This is a genomic window from Enterococcus avium (assembly GCF_002891025.1).
Taxonomy (GTDB): Bacteria; Bacillota; Bacilli; order Lactobacillales; family Enterococcaceae; genus Enterococcus_A; species Enterococcus_A avium.
Window position 1 is genome coordinate 1,130,034 of record NZ_NBSL01000002.1, and the last position, 22,302, is coordinate 1,152,335.

Annotated in this window: 22 protein-coding genes; 11 read left to right on the forward strand and 11 right to left on the reverse strand. The window is 37.0% G+C overall.

Annotation, left to right across the window (positions count from 1 at the left end; genetic code table 11):
* Window positions 1-3 precede the first annotated feature (3 nt).
* Together AUF14_RS05835 and AUF14_RS05840 are read left to right on the forward strand one after the other, a co-directional pair.
* Complete coding sequence (locus tag AUF14_RS05835) at window positions 4-906, forward strand: sce7725 family protein (protein ID WP_049221616.1); 903 nt, start codon at window positions 4-6, stop codon at window positions 904-906.
* Complete coding sequence (locus AUF14_RS05840) at window positions 906-1,565, forward strand: GNAT family N-acetyltransferase (RefSeq protein WP_049221613.1); 660 nt, start codon at window positions 906-908, stop codon at window positions 1,563-1,565. Before AUF14_RS05835 ends, AUF14_RS05840 begins: the two co-directional genes overlap by 1 nt.
* Here AUF14_RS05840 and AUF14_RS05845 read toward each other — a convergent pair.
* The gene (locus AUF14_RS05845) at window positions 1,545-2,087 is read right to left on the reverse strand and encodes a guanylate kinase (protein WP_049221609.1); all 543 of its coding nucleotides are present in this window, start codon (window positions 2,085-2,087) and stop codon (window positions 1,545-1,547) included. The genes AUF14_RS05840 and AUF14_RS05845 overlap by 21 nt on opposite strands.
* Window positions 2,088-2,152: 65 nt before the next feature.
* Between AUF14_RS05845 and pbp4 the strand changes: the two genes are divergently transcribed.
* The 7 genes from pbp4 (at window position 2,153) to AUF14_RS05880 (ending at window position 12,322) form a co-directional block, all read left to right on the forward strand.
* Window positions 2,153-4,180: a penicillin-binding protein PBP4(5) gene (pbp4, locus tag AUF14_RS05850; RefSeq protein WP_049221606.1), complete on the forward strand. Its 2,028-nt coding sequence runs from the start codon at window positions 2,153-2,155 to the stop codon at window positions 4,178-4,180.
* Window positions 4,181-4,235: 55 nt separating this feature from the next.
* Window positions 4,236-4,418: a hypothetical protein gene (locus AUF14_RS05855; RefSeq protein WP_016180269.1), complete on the forward strand. Its 183-nt coding sequence runs from the start codon at window positions 4,236-4,238 to the stop codon at window positions 4,416-4,418.
* Window positions 4,419-4,619: 201 nt separating this feature from the next.
* Window positions 4,620-5,657, forward strand: a complete 1,038-nt coding sequence (locus AUF14_RS05860; RefSeq protein WP_082158538.1) for a DUF1002 domain-containing protein — start codon at window positions 4,620-4,622, stop codon at window positions 5,655-5,657.
* Between the two features lie 219 nt (window positions 5,658-5,876).
* Complete coding sequence (locus AUF14_RS05865) at window positions 5,877-6,725, forward strand: hypothetical protein (protein WP_016180267.1); 849 nt, start codon at window positions 5,877-5,879, stop codon at window positions 6,723-6,725.
* A complete protein-coding gene (locus AUF14_RS05870; protein ID WP_049221604.1) occupies window positions 6,726-7,757 on the forward strand; it encodes a hypothetical protein in 1,032 nt (343 codons plus the stop codon).
* 337 nt (window positions 7,758-8,094) lie between these two features.
* Window positions 8,095-9,975 (forward strand): asparagine synthase (glutamine-hydrolyzing), encoded by a 1,881-nt coding sequence (gene asnB / locus AUF14_RS05875; RefSeq protein WP_016180265.1) that lies wholly within the window; start codon window positions 8,095-8,097, stop codon window positions 9,973-9,975.
* 460 nt (window positions 9,976-10,435) lie between these two features.
* On the forward strand, window positions 10,436-12,322 hold the full coding sequence (locus AUF14_RS05880; protein WP_049221601.1) for an endonuclease MutS2: 1,887 nt from the start codon (window positions 10,436-10,438) through the stop codon (window positions 12,320-12,322).
* Between the two features lie 39 nt (window positions 12,323-12,361).
* Here the strand turns inward: AUF14_RS05880 and AUF14_RS05885 are convergent, their stop codons facing one another.
* Window positions 12,362-14,461, reverse strand: coding sequence for an LTA synthase family protein (locus tag AUF14_RS05885; RefSeq protein ID WP_049221598.1), 2,100 nt, complete (start codon window positions 14,459-14,461; stop codon window positions 12,362-12,364).
* A 292-nt stretch (window positions 14,462-14,753) separates the two neighbouring features.
* Between AUF14_RS05885 and AUF14_RS22345 the strand changes: the two genes are divergently transcribed.
* Both AUF14_RS22345 and AUF14_RS05895 read left to right on the forward strand, forming a co-directional pair.
* Complete coding sequence (locus AUF14_RS22345; protein WP_127478968.1) at window positions 14,754-15,530, forward strand: ankyrin repeat domain-containing protein; 777 nt, start codon at window positions 14,754-14,756, stop codon at window positions 15,528-15,530.
* Window positions 15,531-15,767: 237 nt separating this feature from the next.
* The gene (locus AUF14_RS05895) at window positions 15,768-16,313 is read left to right on the forward strand and encodes a restriction endonuclease (protein ID WP_053089565.1); all 546 of its coding nucleotides are present in this window, start codon (window positions 15,768-15,770) and stop codon (window positions 16,311-16,313) included.
* On the opposite strand, the gene AUF14_RS05900 is transcribed toward AUF14_RS05895, so the two are convergent.
* The 9 genes from AUF14_RS05900 to AUF14_RS05940 all read right to left on the reverse strand — a co-directional run bounded on the left by AUF14_RS05900 (window position 16,303) and on the right by AUF14_RS05940 (window position 22,257).
* Entirely contained in the window at window positions 16,303-17,421 is a 1,119-nt protein-coding gene (locus AUF14_RS05900) for a replication initiation factor domain-containing protein (protein WP_102865942.1), read from the reverse strand. The two genes, AUF14_RS05895 and AUF14_RS05900, sit on opposite strands and share 11 nt — an antisense overlap.
* On the reverse strand, window positions 17,418-17,687 hold the full coding sequence (locus AUF14_RS05905; protein WP_049221590.1) for a hypothetical protein: 270 nt from the start codon (window positions 17,685-17,687) through the stop codon (window positions 17,418-17,420). The genes AUF14_RS05900 and AUF14_RS05905 overlap by 4 nt, the downstream gene beginning before the upstream one ends.
* A 309-nt stretch (window positions 17,688-17,996) precedes the next feature.
* Window positions 17,997-18,713, reverse strand: coding sequence for an ATPase (locus AUF14_RS05910; RefSeq protein ID WP_102865943.1), 717 nt, complete (start codon window positions 18,711-18,713; stop codon window positions 17,997-17,999).
* Between the two features lie 99 nt (window positions 18,714-18,812).
* Window positions 18,813-19,064: a hypothetical protein gene (locus tag AUF14_RS05915; protein ID WP_049221586.1), complete on the reverse strand. Its 252-nt coding sequence runs from the start codon at window positions 19,062-19,064 to the stop codon at window positions 18,813-18,815.
* A complete protein-coding gene (locus tag AUF14_RS05920; protein WP_127478969.1) occupies window positions 19,061-20,833 on the reverse strand; it encodes a hypothetical protein in 1,773 nt (590 codons plus the stop codon). Before AUF14_RS05920 ends, AUF14_RS05915 begins: the two co-directional genes overlap by 4 nt.
* 59 nt (window positions 20,834-20,892) lie before the next feature.
* A complete protein-coding gene (locus tag AUF14_RS05925) occupies window positions 20,893-21,156 on the reverse strand; it encodes a hypothetical protein (RefSeq protein WP_049221580.1) in 264 nt (87 codons plus the stop codon).
* Between the two features lie 106 nt (window positions 21,157-21,262).
* Window positions 21,263-21,466, reverse strand: coding sequence for a hypothetical protein (locus tag AUF14_RS05930; RefSeq protein ID WP_049221577.1), 204 nt, complete (start codon window positions 21,464-21,466; stop codon window positions 21,263-21,265).
* 18 nt (window positions 21,467-21,484) lie between these two features.
* On the reverse strand, window positions 21,485-22,012 hold the full coding sequence (locus tag AUF14_RS05935; protein WP_049221573.1) for a hypothetical protein: 528 nt from the start codon (window positions 22,010-22,012) through the stop codon (window positions 21,485-21,487).
* 5 nt (window positions 22,013-22,017) lie between these two features.
* Complete coding sequence (locus AUF14_RS05940; protein WP_049221570.1) at window positions 22,018-22,257, reverse strand: hypothetical protein; 240 nt, start codon at window positions 22,255-22,257, stop codon at window positions 22,018-22,020.
* Window positions 22,258-22,302 lie beyond the last annotated feature (45 nt).

A 22,302-nucleotide genomic window follows, 5' to 3' on the forward strand; every position in this document is an offset into this window, starting at 1 on the left:
CCTATGTATTATCCCTATTTACGTGGCAAGCAATTTGACCTGCTTGCGGTTAATACTTTAATTAAAGAAGTACGCTGGTCGAAAAAAATTCGGCCGATTATCGAACCTGTTCGTGATTCACCTACATTAAAAAAGACGATTGAATTGTTTGATCAAAAGAAGCTTGTTTGCTATTTAATCACAAATCCTCAAGTAGGCACAGCCAAGCTTTTTACTGAAAAACGTTTTGAATGGAAAGTGAGTACGGATTCCAGCGTAAAAATGGCGGAAATCGTGGCAAAAGAAGCTCCTTTTGAGGCTGAACTTTATATATTTAACGCACATTCTTCGCGTAAAGTGAAAGATTTAGCCATCCCAAACAGTGCACTGACAGTCATCCCAGATCAGGGAAGATTCAGAGTTTTAGATGTACCTAATAAAATTTTGCTTAGAGAAGCTTTTCAAGCGAAAAAAAATGTTGCTAATTATGCTGAAAAGATAGATGATTTTTATAGCGATGAGCATCTTTATTTAGCACCTGATTCAAAGGGATTTAGCGATTACACAATTGAGGGCAGTCATTATTTTGATAAAGGTGGTCCAAGTCGCGCGATTGCCATTCATATTAGCTATTTTGATGCGTACTTTAATCTTAGAGTGAAACATTTTGTATCTGATAGTAATGAATCCGCGCAGGATCAAAGTGGGAAATTTTTCGAAGCATTAGAGAAATTGTCTGAATGGTATTTTCGTAATCAGGATCAGCTATTACTGACTCTTGGTTTAAAAGAATTACTACACTACCAAGAAACGCGAAAATTTCCCGGATTGGGGACAATCAAGAAATGGTCATTGGCACATCATTTGGAGTTGGTTGGAGCCTTTTTAGAACATGGGGATCATTGGCAGAGAGGATGGAAAAAATAATGGGATATGAAGATGAAGATTTTATTGTCAGACAAGCCAAACAAATGGGAGAAGTCATAGGAGGCATTCTGGGTAAAAAAGATGCGGAAACGATCTTAACCTTTGGCAATGAAGCAAAAACTAGCGATCTGGAGGAACAGGATTTTGATTTTCGGTTGAGCACCTATGAGGATATTCCAGAGATTGGTACCATTATCAATCAGGCTAAACAATATTTGAAGGATCAAGGATCACCCCAGTGGCAAAATGGTCACGAGCCTCACGAAGGGGTGATTCGCGAAGATATACGAAAAAAAGCCAGCTATGTGCTGACTCTTAAAGGTGAGATCGTCGGAACGGTTGCGCTGATTGCTGAAAAAGATCCTGTCTATGAAGCAATCGATGGGACATGGCAGAGTAATGGACCTTATGTAGCATTGCATCATGTCGCAGTCAGTCAAAATTATCGTGGACTGGGATTAGGGGAAAAATTGCTAAATTCAGCCATTCAGCAGGCTTTGCTTTTAGGCTTTGAAGACATTCGGATCGATACCTACCCCGCTAATCAGCCAATGTTGAATTTGATCAAGAAATTAGGGTTTGTTTATTGTGGAATGATCTGTTTCCCATTTGAGCACGGAGAACGCAAAGCATTTCAATTAATCCAGAGCTTGACGTAATTGAAGCAGCATTTCCTCTAGCGTAGCTTCACCATTGATGATAATCAGATTGGGAAATTTTTTTAATCGTTCAAGACTTTCTACATCCTCTTGAAAAATTGCTAAACGGCGCTCTAATTCTTCAGGTGTTGCTCTTTTTTCAAGACGGGCGATCATTGTTTCTTGCGAAATATTGATCCAAATAGGAACCATTTGATCACCAAAAATCCGATGTAGATTGATAAAACCGGTTGTGGTTATCGGATCATAGCAATTACCGGCAGTTAGGGCTTCTCGCAAAGTTGATTTAGCAATGCCGTAAAACTCTTCATCATAAACATCGTATTCCGCAAATTGGTCATCATTGACCATTTGCTTGAATTTCTTTTTTGATACAAAATAGTAGTCACGACCATGTTCCTCACCTTCACGTGGGGGGCGTGTCGTATACGAAATAACTTTTTGTTCAGGAGCGAAGGCTTTTTCAGCCAAGCTGGTTTTTCCTGAACCACTTGGTCCGATGAATAGGTAACAATGATTCATAATTAACACGTCCTTTTTTATAGTATAAAGAAACTGGACGAAAGAAGCTAGGGAGGGAATCCTGTATGGAGAGAAGTACACGTACAAAAAAACAAACTAATAAGCAACTGCCAATTATTATTGTTGGGATCATAATTTTACTGGTGGCTGGTTTCTTTGGTGTTCGCGCTTATCAAGCGAGTCAAGTAAAAAAACAAGGAGAGGCAACCGTCAAGGCCTTTGTTAAAAGCTTGCAAAAAGAGAACTATCAAGATATCACCAAAAATCTAAATGCTGATTCAGTGAAGGCGAGCGGCTATTCAAAAAAACAAGTAGCCGAAAAGTATCAATCAATCTTCTCTGGTATCAGTGCGTCGAATATCAAAATGACTGATTTGACGGTAGATAAGAAAGACGGCACCTATCGATTTAGCTACAAGTTATCAGTGAATACGGGCTTTGGGAAAATAAGTAACCAAAAATACTCTGGCACATTAACAGATGCTGGAAAAGAGATCAATTGGAAACCGAATTTGATTTTTCCTGGAATGTCTGGAAAGGATAAGGTCAATTACGCGGTTGATCCAGCGACTCGCGGGGAGATTTTAGATCGTAGCGGTCAAGGTATTGCCACGAATGGAACAGTTTACCAATCGGGAATCGTTCCCAAAAATCTTGGCTCTGGAGAAGAACGGACGGCTAAAATCGAGGCGATTGCTAAAAGTTTAGATATTACTGCTAAAGATGTGGATTCCGCTTTAGCACAGGGATGGGTCCAAGATGATTTCTTTGTACCATTAAAAACTACCGCAGATGCACCGAAGGAAACACCAGAAGGGTTAGAAGTCAAAGAAGTAACTGGTCGTACGTATCCTCTAAAAGAAGCAGCAGCACAACTAATTGGATATGTAGGCAAAGTGACTGCCGAGGATATGAAGAAAAACAGTGAACTTGCTAGCGATAGCTTGATTGGTCGTAGCGGATTAGAAATGGCTCTGGATAAGCAGCTACGAGGTAAAGATGGCGGATCACTAGCTATTACTGATAGTAAAGGAAATGAGAAAAAGGTCTTGCAGAAGATCGACAAAAAAGATGGTGAAAATGTCAAATTAACAATTGACAGTCGCGCTCAGCAAATCGCTTATAACAGTTTGAACGGACAAGCTGGTTCAAGTGTGGTGATGGCTCCAAAAACTGGTGAGCTATTAGTGGCAGCAAGTTCACCAAGTTTTGATCCAAATAAAATGACGAATGGTATTAGTCAGTCTGAGTACGAAGCTTATAGCAATGATAAAAATCAGCCCTTTATGAGTCGTTTCGCAAATGGGTATGCGCCAGGCTCAACCTTTAAAACGATTACTGCTGCGATTGGCTTGGATGCCGGTACACTGAATCCGAACGAGGAGTTGGCAATTAACGGTTTGAAATGGCAAAAGGATAGCTCTTGGGGTTCCTATCAGGTGACGCGTGTCTCAGATGTTAGTCCAGTCAACTTAAGGACTGCATTAGTCTATTCTGACAATATTTATATGGCGCAAGAGACATTGAAAATGGGTGAAAAAACTTTCCGAGATGGATTAAACAAATTTATTTTTGGTAAGGAACTGGATCTACCGATTGCAATGAATAAAGCACAAATTTCTAGCAAGGACAGTTTTGACTCAGAAATCTTATTAGCGGATACCGGCTATGGACAAGGACAATTATTACTTAATCCAATCCAGCAGATCACTGCCTATTCCGTCTTTCCTAATAAAGGAACGATGGTTTATCCTAAGTTGATTGCTGACAGAGAGACAAAGAATGAAAAAGAAGTTATTAAAGCCAGCTCAGCTGAAACGATTACTGCTGATATGCAGGCGGTGGTCAGTGATGAAAATGGAACGGCCCACAGCCTGGCTGAGCTAAATATTCCTTTAGCTGCAAAAACAGGCACCGCAGAAATCAAACAAAAGCAAGATGAAAAGGGACAAGAAAATAGTTTCTTATATGCTTTTGATTCCGAGAAACAGAATTACTCAGTGGTTGAGTTCCTTGAGAATAAGCCTGAAGGAACCTCCGCAACAGATCTATCCAAAGAGTTATTGACCTATTTAAGTCAAACATATCAATAAAATACTTGTCTGAAAAGCCGTAGATTGGTAAGATAACCAAGAAGGACGGTGTCTTATGAACAAGCGACAACGAAAAAAGCAAGCATACAAACAATACATTCGAGCAATTTTTGAAGGTTACGAGACGATGTTGGAGGATAACAGCATCAAAGAACTACATTTCAGCTACCTAAAGGAAGTAACTTACTTGGAACGTGATGATCAAGGTAAGATCCATTTTACGACAAAAGAAAAGTAATTCTCAAAAACTTCTCAACAGCTTTTGTTGGGAAGTTTTTTCTATATCATGTGAAATTCACTTTTACCTCCAACTTAAGACTGATAAAAAGCTTAAGAGATTCTTAGTTTGGTAAATTATTATTTAAACAAAAGGGTTCTGAGTTAGTAAACAGAAGTAAATCAGCTAAAATAAGACTATCAAGAAACAGGAGGCATTGTTATGAAATTTCATAAATATATTTTATTAGCAGGTATAGGACTCTCAATAGGTGCTGGATTGATCGGCAGTTCTAAAGTCCACGCGGAGACTAATGATGGAGCAATTAATGAGCGTTGGGGAAAACCAACATTTGTTGCCGGGGCAGGCTTGAATCAGCAACAATTAAACGAAACGATGGATAAATTGGGAATCAATCAAGACAGCGTAAAGATGGAAAAAGCAACTGGCGCTGATTTAGTAAAATATTTAGGCTACGGCAGCGGTGATGATAGTGTCATGTTGAGTTCAGTAGTTGTGAATCGAGAAGATCAGGGAAAAGGGATCAATGTCAACATCTTAACTCCGCAAAATATTACGCAAATTACCGCAGATCAATATAAAAATCCTTTAGTTACAGCGGGTATTACTGATGCGACAGTTAAAGTTGCTAGTGTGGTAAAAGTGACAGGGGAAAGTGCTTTGACAGGTGTGTATAAAGCGTTTGAGTCAAATGGCGAGACTGTTGATCCTGAAAGAGCTCAATTAGCACAGACCGAATTAGACACAACTTCTGATGTTTCACAATCGGTTGTCAATAAAGCCAATGAGCAAAGTCAAAATCAAAACCTGTCGGACAGCGAAAAAGAAAAGGCTGATGAAGCCTATAAGGCACAATTGAACCAGACGTTAGTAGATATTAAAAAGGAATTGGCTGAGCTTAAGGAAAAACAAAATGAGTTGGCGACGAAAGAAGATGTTGAAAAAATTGTCAATGATGCATTGGAAAAAAATAATCTTTCCCAATATGTAACGAAAGATGATGTCAACAAATTAGTAGCTCTTGCACAACAGTATCAAACAACCGACGGCGTATTAGACAAGGAATCCATTCAACAACTAGATAAAATTAGCGATGATTTTAAAGGAACGGTCAATAAAGTCTCTGATCAACTAGGAAAGTTTGGTGATTCACTCAAAGGTACATTGGAAGATAATCAAGGATTTTTTGCAAATTTATGGCAGCAAATTAAAGATTTCTTCAGCGGATTAACAAATTAATTAAAAAGATTGTGTCATTTTTTAAGTCTGACACAATCTTTTTTTACGTACGTCAACAGTTTATGCTTATCATTATCTCTCGGCTAGGGTAAAATAGAGGAGTGGTTTCTGATTCTAAAGGAAATATTTAGATATTTTCTCTCACAATGAATAGTATCAATAATAATTATGGTAATATTTATTATATAGTTAACTATTAAAAATGAAGGAGGGTCTTAGATGGAGACTCCAGAGAAACAGGAAGAACTTCAAACTGAAACATCATTTGATTCAGTGAAGGAATCTGCTTCCGATGTGTTAGGTGGGTTGATGGGGCAGATCAAACGGTTGGAAGAAGCTATGAAAGAAGAACGTATGGGCGATGTTTACCAGATCTATTGGAATGAATTGCCAGCTTCAATTCAACAATCCAGTAACGCAAATCATGAAATCGATAATTTTTTGACAAGCAAATTGGATCAAGAAATTCAGAGGACGTTCCCATTTATGATCATGCGAGATGTCGTCTCACCGATTTTGATAAATTATCAGATTGGCAGTTACTATCGAGACCGGTCGGTGCTGCAAGTCGATGCTACACAACCAACTATTAAAATATTGCCTGAGATTCGTGAACAATGGGAAAAGGTCATGAATGGTGAATATAAAGAACAACTATTGCAACTTCAAAACCAACAGGATGATTTTGATGCAAAAACAATTGCCGCTCAATCAGAGCTTCGTGAGATAAATGGCAAGATTGCACATCAGGAAAAACTCAAGGCTGAGCTTGAAGAAACGAAAAGCTTTATGAATCGCAAAAAAATCGAAGAAGAAATCGAAGTAATCGATGACAAGCTAAAGGAACTAAAAAGACAGCGAAGCGAATGGACTCCTTTTGTTGGCGATCAGCTATCTGGAGAGTCACAAAAGATTGCGTTAGAGAACAAAATTGCCAGAATCGAGTTAGAACAAGCAATTGCATTGAAAGAGCTGCGCTTGATTAAAAAAAGGTTCGGCGGTTTGGAAGAAATGGATGCCGCACTTGAAATTTTTATCAAGGATTTCTTAAACAGGGGGGCAGAATAAATGACTGAAGAAAAAAATAAAATCAATCAGATTTACGATGCACTGGTCGAGTCTGAAGAACCAGGCTTGAATATTCGCGAGAAAGAAATTCTTCACCCCGATGATGAGCCGACGGAGGAATCCGTTGAAACCTTTAAGGCAACGCCTCAAAACAAACCTGTTAGTGATTCTTCCCTAAATTATTATGATAATCGCAGTGAAAACTATCAGGATTTACTTCGCTTAATCGATGATGCAGAAAAAGAAATTGCTGATTTAAAATTCCGAAAGGTGTTAATGGAATCAGATTTTCCGACATTGTTGGATTACTTCCGTAAAATCTATTTGAAGGAAGAGTTTTCGATTTCGGCGATCGCAAAGGGCGCTTTATTGGAATACATTACCTTTGAGTTGATTAAGCCATTAGAAAATTATGGACTTTACCTTTCAACAAATGATTTTTCAACTTGGGAAAGCAAGCATTTCAATCTTTCCTATCGCTTAACTAATGAGAATGTTATCAACTTTAGTTTCATGATGCCGACCTCTGACGGTAAATTCCGCAATGAAAAGATCAAACTAATGCAAGTTTACCCAGAAACGATGAAAGTCACTGTTTTAGATGAAGCTGTTTTGACGTTATTGAGAGATTGCTATAACAAGTATATTTACACTAGCGGACAAAATTCAATGTTCAGTCGTGAAATGAATGATGTCATGGCACATATGAAAGAGCTAGGATTCGAATTTGATGACAATCTTTTAGATAATAGCAAGCCACTAGATCTGACAGTAGATCTTCATCATAAGACACCAGTTGATGTGCTGGACAGAATCTTTATCACTACTATGAATAACGAAAACTATGACTTCAAAAAGATTGATGAAAATAGTTACCTGATCGCGTTAGACGGCAATCAGACGGTGACAATCGAACAGAATTTACAGGATGAGTCAAGTAGTCTGAAGCTAAATACCGATCGTAAAAATAAATCGTTGATCGAATTTTTTGGCAGTTATCCATTCTTAGTACCATTGACTATTACTGAATAATGAAACAACACGTGTTGCTCCAAAGTCTTTTGGTGAAATGCGTGTTGTTTTTTACTTGTGTAAAGGATTAAATTTTCACATGAATAAGCAGCTATATCCATGTTCAGCCTCATGATTTAGCTTTTGAGCAATAAGCGAAAGCTGGCGAGTTCGCGAATCCTTTCTAAATCTGACTCATTTTAAAACCCTGCTCTTTTCCCTTTGAAAAAAATTAAATTTTTGAGCTTTTTTTATAGGAAATCACGTTCACTCGTGAAAGTCCGTAAATCCTATGATATACTTTGAAAGTTGATATGAAAGAGTATCAGTTTACCATGTTTGAAAGAGGGTAGAGATTGTGTGTGGAATTGTAGGATTTATTGACCGTTCAGATACAACGCAAAAAGAACAAATTGTTAAAAATATGATGGATACAATCGTTCACCGCGGACCTAATAGCGCTGGACAATTTATTGATGAAGGTGCTGCTTTAGGTTTCCGTCGTTTAAGTATTATTGACCTTGAAGGCGGTACACAGCCAATCAAAAATGAAGACGGTACAAAAATTATCACCTTTAACGGAGAAATTTATAACTACCAAAGTATTCGCGAAGATTTGATCGCAAAAGGCCATGTGTTTACAACACATGCAGATACTGAAGTGCTATTACATGGTTATGAAGAATATGGAATTGACTTATTACAAAAAATTCGCGGCATGTTTGCTTTCGTCATCTGGGATACGAAAAAACAAGAATTATTTGGCGCTCGTGACCATTTTGGAATTAAGCCGCTTTATTACACCATAATGAATGGAACGTTTATGTACGGCTCAGAAATCAAGAGCTTCTTGCAGCATCCAAACTTTGTTAAAGAACTAAATAAGGAAGCTTTGAAACCTTATATGACCTTCCAATATTCAGCACTGGATGAAACCTTCTTCAAAAATGTTTATCGGATCAAAGAAGGCCATTATTTTATCTACAAAGATGGCAAATTAGACATTCAGCAATATTGGGATGTGAAAGAGCAAGAAACCAATATGACTTTGGAAGAAACCGTTGATTTAATCGATGATACCGTGGTGAAATCAGTTGAAGCGCATCGAATTGCCGATGTTGAAGTTGGTTCGTTCTTGTCATCTGGTGTGGACTCAAGCTACGTAACAGCTGTCTTACGCCCAGAACATTCCTATTCGATTGGTTTCGGGGACAAGTCTTATAACGAATCGATTGAAGCCAAAAAATTGGCTGATTTAATTGATTTAAACAATACTTCTCGTGTCGTTACCGGCGATGAAGCCTTCGAATACTTCCCGTTGATCCAATACCATTTGGATGAACCAGATTCTAACCCTTCATGTGTGCCGCTGTATTTCTTAACTGAACTTGCTAGCCGTGATGTACGGGTGGCGTTGAGTGGTGAAGGCGCTGATGAATTGTTCGCTGGGTACCAGGCTTATGGAATGAACACGAAATCAAAAGCAGTTAAGGTTGTAGCGGAAGGTTTGAAAAAATTACCGAAAGGCATGCGTTACTCGATCGCTAAAGGGTTGAAGGGCAAAACCTTTAAAGGTGCATTGCATTTGTACACTTCTTTAGCACCAGCGGAAGAGTTCTTTATTGGTCAAGCGAAGGTCTTTGAAGAAGATGAAGCAGTTGACTATTTACAGCCTGAATACCAACAAAGTCCAACGATCAAAGACATTGTTGATGTTCACTACGAAAAAGTTCAAGATATGTCTGAAATCAAAAAAATGCAGTACTTGGACATGCACCAATGGATGCCGAAAGATATTCTCTTGAAGGCTGACAAATTGGCAATGGCTAATTCATTAGAAGTTCGGGTACCACTACTAGACAAAGAAATGATGAAGGTCTCTGAAATTGTACCAACCAAATATTTGATCAATGCTGAAAATACGAAGTTTGCCTTCCGTCAAGCGGCCGCGCGTCATTTGCCAGAGGAATGGTACAATCGTGAAAAATTGGGCTTCCCAGTGCCGATCAAAGATTGGTTGCGTGAGGAGAAATTTTATCAAATCGTGCGGGATGTCTTTACGCAAGACTTTGTCAAAGAGTTCTTTGATCAAGAGAAAATTGTGAAACTACTAGACGATAATTTCGCTGGAACAGCAGACGGTCGTCGTAAAATCTGGACAATCTACACATTTTTGACTTGGTACCAAGTGTACTTTATCAATGATGGCGTAAAACCAGTTCCAGCCACAATCGCGTAATTGTTTAACTGGATTTGACAAAAATATTCAGTCAGGTTAGACTAGGAATAAGAAAACTTAACAAAAATTATGAGGTGTCTTGGTGAGTGTAGTTATTTAATTTGGAGTAACTTGATAGCGAAAAAAAGACTGTTTTAACAGGTTTATTTCGCATGCCAAATTAGATGATACCTATCAAAGCTGATGAACTCGAATTCAAGCTGTGAAGAGGAATCTTCACAGCTTTTTTTGTGACTTCCACTGTGCGCTTTAGCGCACCTAGTGGAATCGTATGCGTACGAAAATAGGATTATTTTTCCGCTTTTTGGAAAAATGCTTCCTTATAAGTGAGCTAGCTGAGAGTCTGTTTATCCGTACTCCCATAGCTGATAAAATCATATGTATACGAAATTCATAATGACATTACTGCTAAGTTTCCTAAAGCCTCGATAGGTGTCTTTTCAATCGAAAGGAAGAGACCATGAATAACGAAACATATACAAAAACCCAATTTAATGAAATCAAACAACAACTAAGCAGCTATGCAATTAGCAGTTTTGGTAAGAAACTTATAGAAGGGATACAGCCACATTCTAAGCTTTCAGTTGTTAAAAAAAGGCTGACAGAAACAACCGAAGCCAAAAACTTACTTGATAGCAATCTGCATGTACCATTTATGGGGCTGCAAAGCATCGAACATATCACCAATCAACTAGAAAAAGGGTTTGTCCTAACCCCTCAAGAATTATTAGAATATGCAGACTTCTTACGTAGTCTACGTTTGATTCAGCAATTCTTCGAGAAGAACCAAAGTATTGCTCCAACATTGAATCGTTATGCTCTAGGGTTAAATGATTTCAATGAAATTGAGGCAGAAATTTACCAGGTGATCCGTAATGGTCGGATTGTTGATGATGCCAGTCGTGAACTGCGTCGTGCACGGCGAGATATTGCAGAAACACAAGATAAAATTCAAGAATTATTGAAGAAATTTATTCGTCAAAATAAAGAGAAAATGCAAGAGGCGATCATCACTAAACGAAATGATATTTTTACGGTACCTATTAAGGCCGCCTATAAGAAACAAGTCAAAGGAACGATCGTGGAGCTTTCAAGTAAAGGAACAACTGCTTATATCGAACCTAGCAGCGTCAGTCGTTGGAACGAGCAATTGACCTATCATAAACTTGTTGAAGAGTCAGAAGTTTATCAAATTCTTGCAACTTTGACGGGTTTGCTAGCTGAAGCATTCCCATTAATTCAACAAAATATTGAAATTATTGCTGAGTTTGATCATATTTTTGCTCGGGGAAAGTTCAGTCGTGAGTTAAAGGGCATAACACCAGAGATAAATACTGATGGGTATATTCACTTGGTATCTGCCACCCATCCGCTGATTGAAAAAGCTGTACCGCTTGATTTAACCATCGGCGAAGAGTATCGCGGCTTAACCATCACCGGACCAAACGCCGGTGGGAAGACCGTCGTTTTAAAAACCGTTGCTTTAATGACGCTGATGACGATGATTGGCTTACAAATCCCGGCCAAAGATGGAACAGAGATCGCCATTTTCGATCAGATCTTTGTTGATATCGGTGATGCACAGAGTATCGAGAATGCTTTGAGTACTTTTTCTGGTCATATGCAAAATATTTCCGAAATTCTCCGACAAACGCATAAGAACAGCCTAATTTTATTAGATGAATTAGGGAGCGGGACCGAACCGAATGAGGGCGCTGCCCTAGCGATTGCGATCATGGAAGAGTTCTATCAAAAAGGGAGTATTCTAATAACTACTACACATTACGGTGAGATTAAGCGTTTTGCTGAACAACATCCGGATTTCATTACCGCAGCTATGGATTTTGATGCTGAGCATTTGACGCCGAAGTATCGTTTATTAATCGGACAAACGGGAGAAAGTAATGCTCTGTGGATTGCTAAGAAAATGGCGATCTCTGATCAGATTATCACTAAAGCACAAAATTATTTTACAGATCGTAACTATAGTCTTGAAAAGAAAAGCTTTAAAAAGAAAGCTAAAAAGCAGATATCTGAATCTATTGAAATGACTTATTATAAAGGCGATAAAGTTTTCTTGTTAGAACAGCAAGAATCAGCCCTTGTTTATCAGGAAGTTCCATTTACGGATAATGTAACAGTCTTTTTAAATGAACAGTTTGTCGAAGTTCCTAAGCGCCGAATCAAGCTCGAGTTCCGGGCTAGTGAACTTTACCCAGTAGATTATGAGCTTGAAAATCTATTCGAAGACTTCCATACGCGTAAGGAGCGTCGTGATATTGATCGCGGTTCGAAGAAAGCTCAACGCAAATTAAAAAAAGAAGCTCTACAAAGAAGACAAGGCTAAAAAAATCCTCCAGTCAAAAAAACTGGAGGATTTTTTATTTTACTCATATTGTTGATAGGATTTCGTTTTATATAGACCAACTGTTGATCGTTGATTGTTCTCACTATACAAGCTAGAAGACTGCGCTCCTTTTTGTCGTTCGATTTCTTCCAAACGTTCTTTCTGGTTGCGGTAATCATATGAACTTGGATCAATTGAATTCAAGCCACTATCTTGATAATACCTCAGCAAGTCGCCGTTTGTGATTTTATCAGAGGTGATCAATTGCTCGTCAACAGCCTGATTCAATTCAATAAAGGTTTTTTCCTGTTCTGGTGTTGGTTCATCAACTACTTGAGCTGTTTGATTGTCATACATTTTTCCGCCGTAGAAAGTATATTGCGGTGTAACAAAATCCCCATCGCGAAACGCGACAACCTGTTTGTGGTCAGCTGAAAATAGATCCTGTCCCAACTGCAGATATTTCTTAGAATCAATCCCTAATAAATGCAGCAGAGTAGGGAGAGCATCGACCTGTCCGCCGTAGGTGTGGTTAATGCCGCCGTTTGTCGTGCCAGGAACATGAATCATAAACGGAACACGCTGTAATTGAGCGTTGTCAAAATCGGTCCAGCTATCTGAATCCTTTCCAAGCAGAGAAGCCAATTCTTTATTACGTGTGTTTGAGATGCCATAGTGATCGCCATACAAAACAAAAATGGATTTGTCATATAGACCACTAGCTTTCATATAATCAAAGAATTCTTTGAGAGCGGTATCCAAGTAATTCGCTGTGGCAAAGTAACCATTAATTGTTTCGTCTTTAGTGGTTGCCAAAGGGAATCCATCTTCGTCATTCTTGAAACTAGAATAAGGGTAATGATTAGACACAGTTATGAACTTCGCATAAAACGGTTGCTGTAAATGCTCCAAATATTGAACCGACTGACTTAAGAAGGGCTTATCATGCATTCCGTATTGGAAGGAATTGTCATCATTCACATCATAATAAGAAGAATCAAAGAAATAATCAAAGCCTAAATGCTTATAGGTCTTATCACGATTCCAAAAAGACGCAGAATGTCCGTGGAATACAGCAGATGTATAGCCAGCTTTTTGATTTAAGATATTCGGTGCTGCTTCAAAGGTATTTTTATCCCCTAATTGTGTGAATAATGCGCCTTGATTCAATCCGAATAAAGAATTTTCCATCAGGGTTTCCGCGTCTGAAGTTTTCCCAGCCTTCACTTGATGGAAGAAGTTATCGAAACTATAAGTGCTTTCCCCATGATACAGACTATTTAGAAACGGCGTCACCGTATGATTAACACCATTTTCATCAGTTAATTGATAGTCAATTAGAAATTGCTGGAAGCTTTCCAAATGAATGTAGACCACATTTTTCCCTTTAGCAATACCGAACATAGAATCATTAGGTTCAGCATAATGTTCTCTGATATAACTTTTAACTTCCTTCAAATCGTTTGGACTTGCTTCTGCTCGGATTTGGTTATTTTGAAAGGTTTGATAACTATCATATACAGTAAAAGCATTGACACCAAGGTATTTAACTAAATATTCACGAGAAAATTGCCGACTCAAAAGTCCGGAACGATCTATTTCAGCCAGAAAAATATTTCCGCTGCATATTAGTAAGGAGAGGGCGGAAAGAGCCGCCGCTTTACGAAAACGCGGATGTTTTTCCTCAACGATAATTTTCTTCTTAAAAAGCAGAACAGGTAAAGCAAATAAATCTAAGATGTAAAAAATATCGTACCAGCGAAAAAGACGAACGGCGCTTTCACCTAACCCAGTTGAAACTTGACCCGCACCAAGCATCGTATTGATCGTAATAAAATCAGTAAACTCACGATAATAGACAGCATTAGAAAAGAGCCAGATTGACAAAATCCCATAAATGATAAATAAAGTCGTATAAGCGACCTTTGAACGTTTAATAAAAAGACCAATGCTGATTAACAGCATCGAAACACTTAATGGATTGATTAATAAAATAAATAATTGCATCGGGTTTTGAATACTTAAATGAAAATCAACCACATAAGCAAACATATTTTTCAGCCAAAGCAAACCGATCAGCAGGCTGAAAAAGCCAACTCTAGTATTTATAAACTCATTATATTTTTTTAAACGAGACATTTTCATGCTCCTCATCATTATTTTCCATTTCCTTAAATAGTTTATCGGTTTTTTAATCGAAGGTCAAACCAAGTACCGTAAAATGCCTTGATACATCAGCATTTATATTTGCTGCCTTAAAGAACATAAGCAAATCTTAATAAACATGATTTATGAATTAGAATGATTCTTTTATCGAAGCATTCTATAGGAATGATTTATCTCATGAATGCTATAATGTGCAAAAAAGAAAGAGAAGTTATCTGAAACACAGATTGTGAATATAGAAAATAATTACGGGAGGAGAGATAGTGTGAAAAAAATCATTATCATGATGCTTTTTTTATTTATTTTAACGGGCTGTCAGTTTGGTTCATCAAATAAAAAAACGAGTAGCTCTTCAAGTGATGAATCGATACCCAAGACTTCTTCGAAAAACTCGGAAAGCAAATTATCCAGTACACAAAAAACAAAGGAGGAGAAGACATTGACTTATGCTTCAGGAAGTTTGCTACAGGCAGTTTCAGCTAATAATCTTGATGGAGTAACAGAGATTCTTAAATCTCCCTCGTATCCGATTGACGAAATGAATGAAAAAGCAGAAACACCCTTAATGATTGCCGTTCATAATAATCAAGTGGAAATTGCCAAAAATTTGATTAAGGCAGGCGCAAATATCAATCAACAGGATACTATTCAGGACAGTCCATATCTGTATGCAGGTGCAGAAGGCAGAACAGAGATTTTAGCTTATATGTTGTCTAATAGCACGCCAGATCAAACGATTACGAATCGTTTTGGTGGAAACGCATTAATTCCGGCTGCAGAAAAAGGCCATCTAGAAAATGTAAAAATCCTTTTAAATGATGGTCATGTGAATGTCAATCATCAAAATGATTATGGATATACAGCGTTGATTGAAGCCGTTGCATTAAGAGACGGTTCACAGGTTTACCAAGATATTGTTGCTGAACTGTTAAAACATGGCGCAGATCCTAACATTGTCGATAATTATGATAAAACTGCTAAAGACTACGCAAATGAACTAGGTTATGGGAATATTTCTAAGCTACTACAAACAAATACTTAGATAAAATTGAGAAACAAAAAATTTGTTATTGAGTAATAGATAAAGGAGCATAAGCAAGAGCTCCTTTAAATTTTTTATTTTAGTTTACATAATATACATTAAACAAAGTTAAATAGAGATTTTTAGTAAGCAGACTTCTAAATTTTGATGTCTACTTTTTGGTTATTTAATCTATTTGTAATATTTCAACTATGCTATAATGCTATTAAAATCTACTATTTTGTGAGGATATTATTCGTGAAAAAAGATACTTTTAGATTTCTTTTCATTGGAATCTGTTTATTAATCTACTTTTTTAAATACTCTAATGATCAAGTTTTATTTTTATACTCAGGAATTTTAGCAATTATCATTGCTTTTTTAATTGAAATTGTTCCATTTATTTCGAAAATTAAACGCTTTGCTAATGCTGAATTAAGTTCGATTGATTCAATGTCAGGAATTGAGTTTGAGGATTACATTGCTTACTTGCTTGAAAAACTTGATTACCGTAACCCTAAATTAACTCCAGCTCAATCCGATCAAGGCATTGATATTATTACAAGCAAGGATTCTGTAAAAATTGGAATTCAATGTAAGCGCTGGAAAAAGAAAGTTGGTAATAAAGCCGTTCAGGAGGTTTACTCTGGTATTGGCTTCTACTCTCTCGATCAAGCGATAGTAGTTACTAATAGCTACTTTACAGATTCAGCCAAACAACTTGCTAAGAAATTAAATGTTGAATTATGGGATAGAAACAAATTAGTTAGACTCATCAAGGAATCTAAAAAAGCTAATTCTTAGGTATCCACTCCTTTTCAAATTCAATACTATGATAATCAATGAATTCTTTTATTTGATCTTTTATCATAATTCTCTGATTGATATTCATTTTAAAATCATTTGCCATTTCTATTTGTTTTTCAGACATTTGTTTTTTTCCACGTTTTAATATATAGTCAATTAAAAGTGGATCATCACCGAGCGCTTCATAAAGAGTTGCGACTGATGCACATATTTGTGTGTCAATCCAGTCTTTTGTACGTAAAATTGTCTTTTCGGGAGCTGTTAACGAGAGTCGGATTTTGTCAACGCCATTAAGGAATTTATCCCACCATCGACAATTTTTCCATTGCGTTCGGTGTTTTTGTGTACCCTTTTCTTTAAAACACAAATATCGATTCAAGACCCCTTTAATGAATATTCCTATCTGCAACTCATTATTAACGATAGTCTCTACTGCTGCTTTAGCTCTATCTCCCCTCAACTGTACTTCTGTTCTTTGCCAAAAGTCTATTTCGCGATTAAGAGCATACCCTTTATTCACTCTTTCAGCATATTTATCATAGAAACGAATGATGACATCTGTTTTACCAAAATATATAGTCTGACCATTAGTTTCCCCATTTTTTAAAATAAACTCTTCGAAATTTCTTGCAGTTTTAAATCTACTTAAAACACACCCACGTCTAATGCAACTTTCAATTTGTTTGAGTTTAAAATATCCATAAAAGTCATCAATTGCTACATCAAGACGAGTGATATTCATTTCATAGCCCAAAACATATTCAAAAAAATCACTCCACCCCCACCCTGTTTCCTCAAAAGTCTCCTCGAATTGTCTGCAACTTTGCCCAGACATATTTAAAAATATTCCCATGTTATCTGAATGACCATCAAAAAAGATTTGGATATTTCCCCAAACTGCACTTTTTGAATAACCGTTGAATCCTTTTTCTTTAACATCAAAAAGTCCTTCTGAAACACAAATTATTCCGCACAATTCTTGCCAATTTTTGCAATTAAAAAAAGTAGCAGAAAACCAGTCAACACAAGATGTTAGTGTGTTAGTGTTTGGAGTGATAACCCCCCTGTTAGAACAGGGGGTTGAATCCTGAAATTCAGTCTTCAATTTGAGACACTTCCTTCCAAAATATAACGTTCAATTCTCCTGATATAAAAATGAGGTGATTTAGAATTTCCTTTATTAGTTAAGCCGAGTTCGATTCGAACACGATCCCATCTAGAAAACTCTGATAAATCAATGCTTTTCTTAACAGGAAAATTGAAGTTCTCACCTGAATGAGGTATTCTCAGTTGAATGGATTGAGCCATTCTATCCTTTAAACCGAAAATAAAGATTTTATCCACGAAAAAAAATTCATGTTCTGTAAACATACAATCAACCCTCTCACGTTAAATTTTCAAACTGAAGTTTGAGCGCCCTACCTCGGCGCCTCCGGTAAATGATTTATAAAAATAAGGATAGACCCCTCCTCATTTTTCCAAATCATGAATTTACTTTTTTTCATTCTCATAGATTACTGTGCCAATAATTACCACCATCATCACCACAGACCAGTAACAACACAATTCATAAAATTGCATAGTCCACCTCCAAATCTTTAATGAAATTAAATACTTGGTGTGCCGATCATTCGCTTTATTATTGATTTTTCAACTCAAGGATCATGGATATCTCCAGGTTTATTGAGTCATTTCCGAACGATTGAAAAAAGCTTGAATGACTTTTTCATCTTCTTCTACACGAGTATCAAGAGAATCGATCACAGCATAACTATCATAAGATTCTCGGATAGTATCCGTTTGAATAAAGTTTTTTCTACGCCAGCAACTCATTTTATTTTTCTTATCAGGATTAGCAATAAAGTATTCGTACTCAATCGGGTCATAGTATCGTTCAAAAGTCCAACGACCCAACAAAGTTTTACATGCTACGACTTCAAACGTTTGCTCCCTAATAGCCTTGGCCACTCGTGTAAATACTTGGCTAGTGGCCAATATTTTTATCCCCTGCTTCCGCTGTTGTGTAATCGTACGAAGAATAGTAATCGGAAACGATCTTGTTTGATTATCAAAATCATTTTGAATTTCATCCCAACCGATTACAACACCACAATAACCATTTTCACGAGCTATTTTCGCAATAGTAGGCAATTCTGCCAAACTGGTTAGAGAAAAATCTTCGTCCTTATAACCGAAATTTGTAGCAATCAATAAGTTAGAATACTGTTCTCTATACGTGATCAAATCCTTTACCATCGACATAGTTTTCCCTGAACCTTGCACACCACTATAAAGGCGCAAGCCATACTCGTTGAAAGGCTTTTGTCCTTCTTTGATAAGCTGATAATATCTATGCATGTCGACAAATTTCCATTTTATGAACTTTAGTATTTTCATCGTGTAATTCCTCCCTTAAGAGATTTTTTTCGGCAGCGTTTAAATATACTTTTAAATAAGCGAGCTGACACTCGCGCGGGCGCGAGCCTCAGCTCCTGCTTAATTGATAAAAGGAATTTTTTTAACGATCGCCATAAAAATATTTTTTAAGAAGACGAAATTATCTCGTATGACAACTACTGAAATTATCATTAAAAGAACTTTTACGTCTATCAAAATATCTACATACTTAAATACTTTTCCTAATTCGCCAATGTATCCTAAATTAAAATCAAAATCGAATGAGGGTATCAATCCTATAATGAAATCAATGATACCGAATAAAAGATCGAATAACATTTCAACAATCATTCGACCACCTCACCCCTAGAATGGAACCAATGATACATATCAATTAAGAAACCTAACAGTACAAAGCCTGTAGCGAATCCCCTTATTATTGGAGCAAAATCATTTAATTTTGAAAATGGTAGTTTGACCTCACCATCGAACATTCCGTTCAAATTGAAATTCTGGTCTTCAATTTTAGACTGATTACCGAATAGACCTTTAAAACTATCTATCCAACCGAAAACAAACGGAAATTTCAACTTGATAGTATCGCCTGTATCGTCAAATCTTTCATGAATAAAATCAAGGTTTTCAGGAACGATCAAATGAACTAGGTCATCTAATAATCCTTCTAAAAATTCTAAGACTTGGCTTAAAAGATACCCGACTTCTTGAATAGCCGTTTCTAACAAACTGCCCAATGTTTTTATTGCTGTCTGCAAAACTTCGCCTAACGTTTTTATCAGCTCTTTAATCCAATCGCCATTACTTTCACTACCGATTTTTTCATAAATATCAGCTAACCAACCAATAATGAATTGTAAATATAGCTCAGCCGTTTTAAAGTGTTCCTCTTGGAGCGATAAATACGTAATAATTGTACTCAAATTCGTATTAGTCGTATTTAATTGAGACGATATGACACCTAGATTGGAATTGACTTTGCCTAGATTAGAATTGACCATACCAAGGGTAGTATTCACCGTCATTAGATTAGTGTTAACAGTATTCAAAGCAGTCAGCACATAAATCAGATCATCATGTAACTTGTCTAATAAGGCATGTTGCATTTCTAGCCAATCAGTCGCAAGCAAAAGCAATTTATTTGTCGTATTTTGGCTCTCTAACAACGTTACAAACCATTCCGTTAATAAGTCTTTCGTTTCTTCAAAACCTGCCACAATCGAATATCTTAGCCGATATATAGATGACTCTGGATCATCCATATTGAAGTAATATTTCATAATCCCTGCAAAATGAGTTTTTAGCCCTTGAAATTGATTTTTAAATAGCCTTACTGCTTTCCCGTCCTTCTCGCCAACTGAACCCCCGTCATAGCTCTCAGCGTCCCACAAACCTACATTATCGCTCGAAGCTTTTACAATGGCTGCGATCACTCCCAAAAGCTCAGCTTTCAGTAAATCTATAGAATCTTGCTGTGCATTATGAAGTTGATAAAGCTGTAAAATGCTCGCTCCATGACTCGTTAATAAAACCGAATGAGAATCAAGCGACTCTTGTTGTTTATTATGAAGTTGATACAACTCGCTAATTTTAGTGCCCGCAGAGTTTAACGATTCCGAATGTCGTTCTAGAATCTTCTGGTGTTCATCTCGCAACTGATACAACTGATTAATCGAGTTAGTATGTTTACCTAAAACAACACCTTGATCGTCATTTAACCGATACAATTCATTCAATTTTTCACCTGCACTATTTAATGATTCTGAATGTCGTTCCAGAATTTTCTGGTGTTCATTTCGTAACTGATACAACTGATTAATCGAATTACCATGTTGACCTAAAACAGTACCTTGATCATTAATCAAACCATAAATTTGTTTGATACTTGCACTATGAGAATCGAGTGACGATTGCTGTTTATTATGCAATTGATATAACTCTTTTGTCTCAGCTAAAAGAAGGTCCGACACAAGTTCCAAACCCGACAATCTCGAGTTAACTCGGTCAATTCGATCATTTGCCAATTTAATCCCATTAGTTGCACTGTCCTTGTTAGCATTTACTTTCGTTACGAGAGAACCAAAATCAGACCTTAACAAATTCAATTTTGCTTCTAGGTTAGACAACCGATCATTAACAGTATCGGCAAATGGAATTATTGAAATTAAGCCTTTTTCTTCACTAAAATCTTCTTTTTCAACTTTTGAAACGTCGGCACCTGAATCTTTTTGCCTGTTATCACTTGAAGCAGTAGCTTCACTATCGCCAGAAATGCCAATAGAATTGCTAAATCGACTAGAAGAACTGTCACTGACTGCATCGACACCATTATCAACGCCAGAAACGGCGTGAACAGGTAAGCTAAAACAGCCAAAATAAAAAATAAAAAAACCGTACCAATCACTTTAAAGATTTTTTTTATTTGCATATATTTTCTTCCTTTCCTATTTCGTCAAACATGTGTTGAGATCCCAACACGTTACTCAGCTACTTCAATAAAAAAAGCTAGGCTACAATAGCCTAGCCCAAACGATTTAACCTTTGACTGCTTTTTTACCAAATCGGCGGATATAGAAAATTGCGGCACTGAAAGCGGCAATTACTACGCCAGCAATAATAATGACACTAGCATTAGCTGACATGATTCCAGTAATTCCATCTTGAAACCACTTAATTTGATCGCTAAGGTCAAGCGTCGGAAAAGTCGGCATAGTTGCGCCTAATAGAAAATAATTCATAATTATTACCTCCACATTTTATCTAAATACTTTTTTAGTTATCTCGGAATAAACAAATCCGCCTAGTTTCAATACTGCATAGGCGCCTATGCAAAAGAGAAAACCGGCAAATGCGAGTGTCCCAAGAGAAAATGAGTTTTCTTGAACCAGCGTGCTTGAATCTTGTTGCTCTATTACGGTTTGAAGATTTTCATTCACAGATTTAATCTCTTCCAAAACTTCTGCTTGATCTTCACTTAAATTCATTTTGCCCACTGCTTCACTGGTCTTTTTCAACTCACCAACCAATTCAGCATGTCGTTGCTTGTCTTGAAGCTCGTCTGCTTCCTGTTTTACTTTTTCTGCTTCGAGTGACTCAGCCGTTTTAACAGCCTGCTCAGAATCTAAAGTGGCTTGCTCGGAATCTTTAGTGGCTTGTGTCTGTTTATCCTTCAAACGATCTTCCTCACGAGCTTTCATTAAGGAAATTAAGTTATATGTGTTTTTGTTCAATTGCTTTAGCTCGTTTAGAATTTCATTGTCTAGGTTTTTTTGTTGTTCATCCATATTTCTTATGAAGGATTAACAGCAAGACAATTCATTGACGTGCTGTAGCCCATTTTGACGGCTTTCAAAGTGACTTTGCATGGCTGGTTTTCTGCTACTTTTTGCTGAAATGCTTCATCCGCAAAAAATTCTAATCGTTGATAATTTTCTGTATCAATAATATGAACCAGTTTGTAAGGATTGCCTTTACTACTTACTTTCTCTTCAACTTTCTCGAAAATTAACTTTCCTGCACTAATAAACATTGGCTTTCTCCTTTCTTCACGTTCTTCTCTTTTTTAACCTTTATC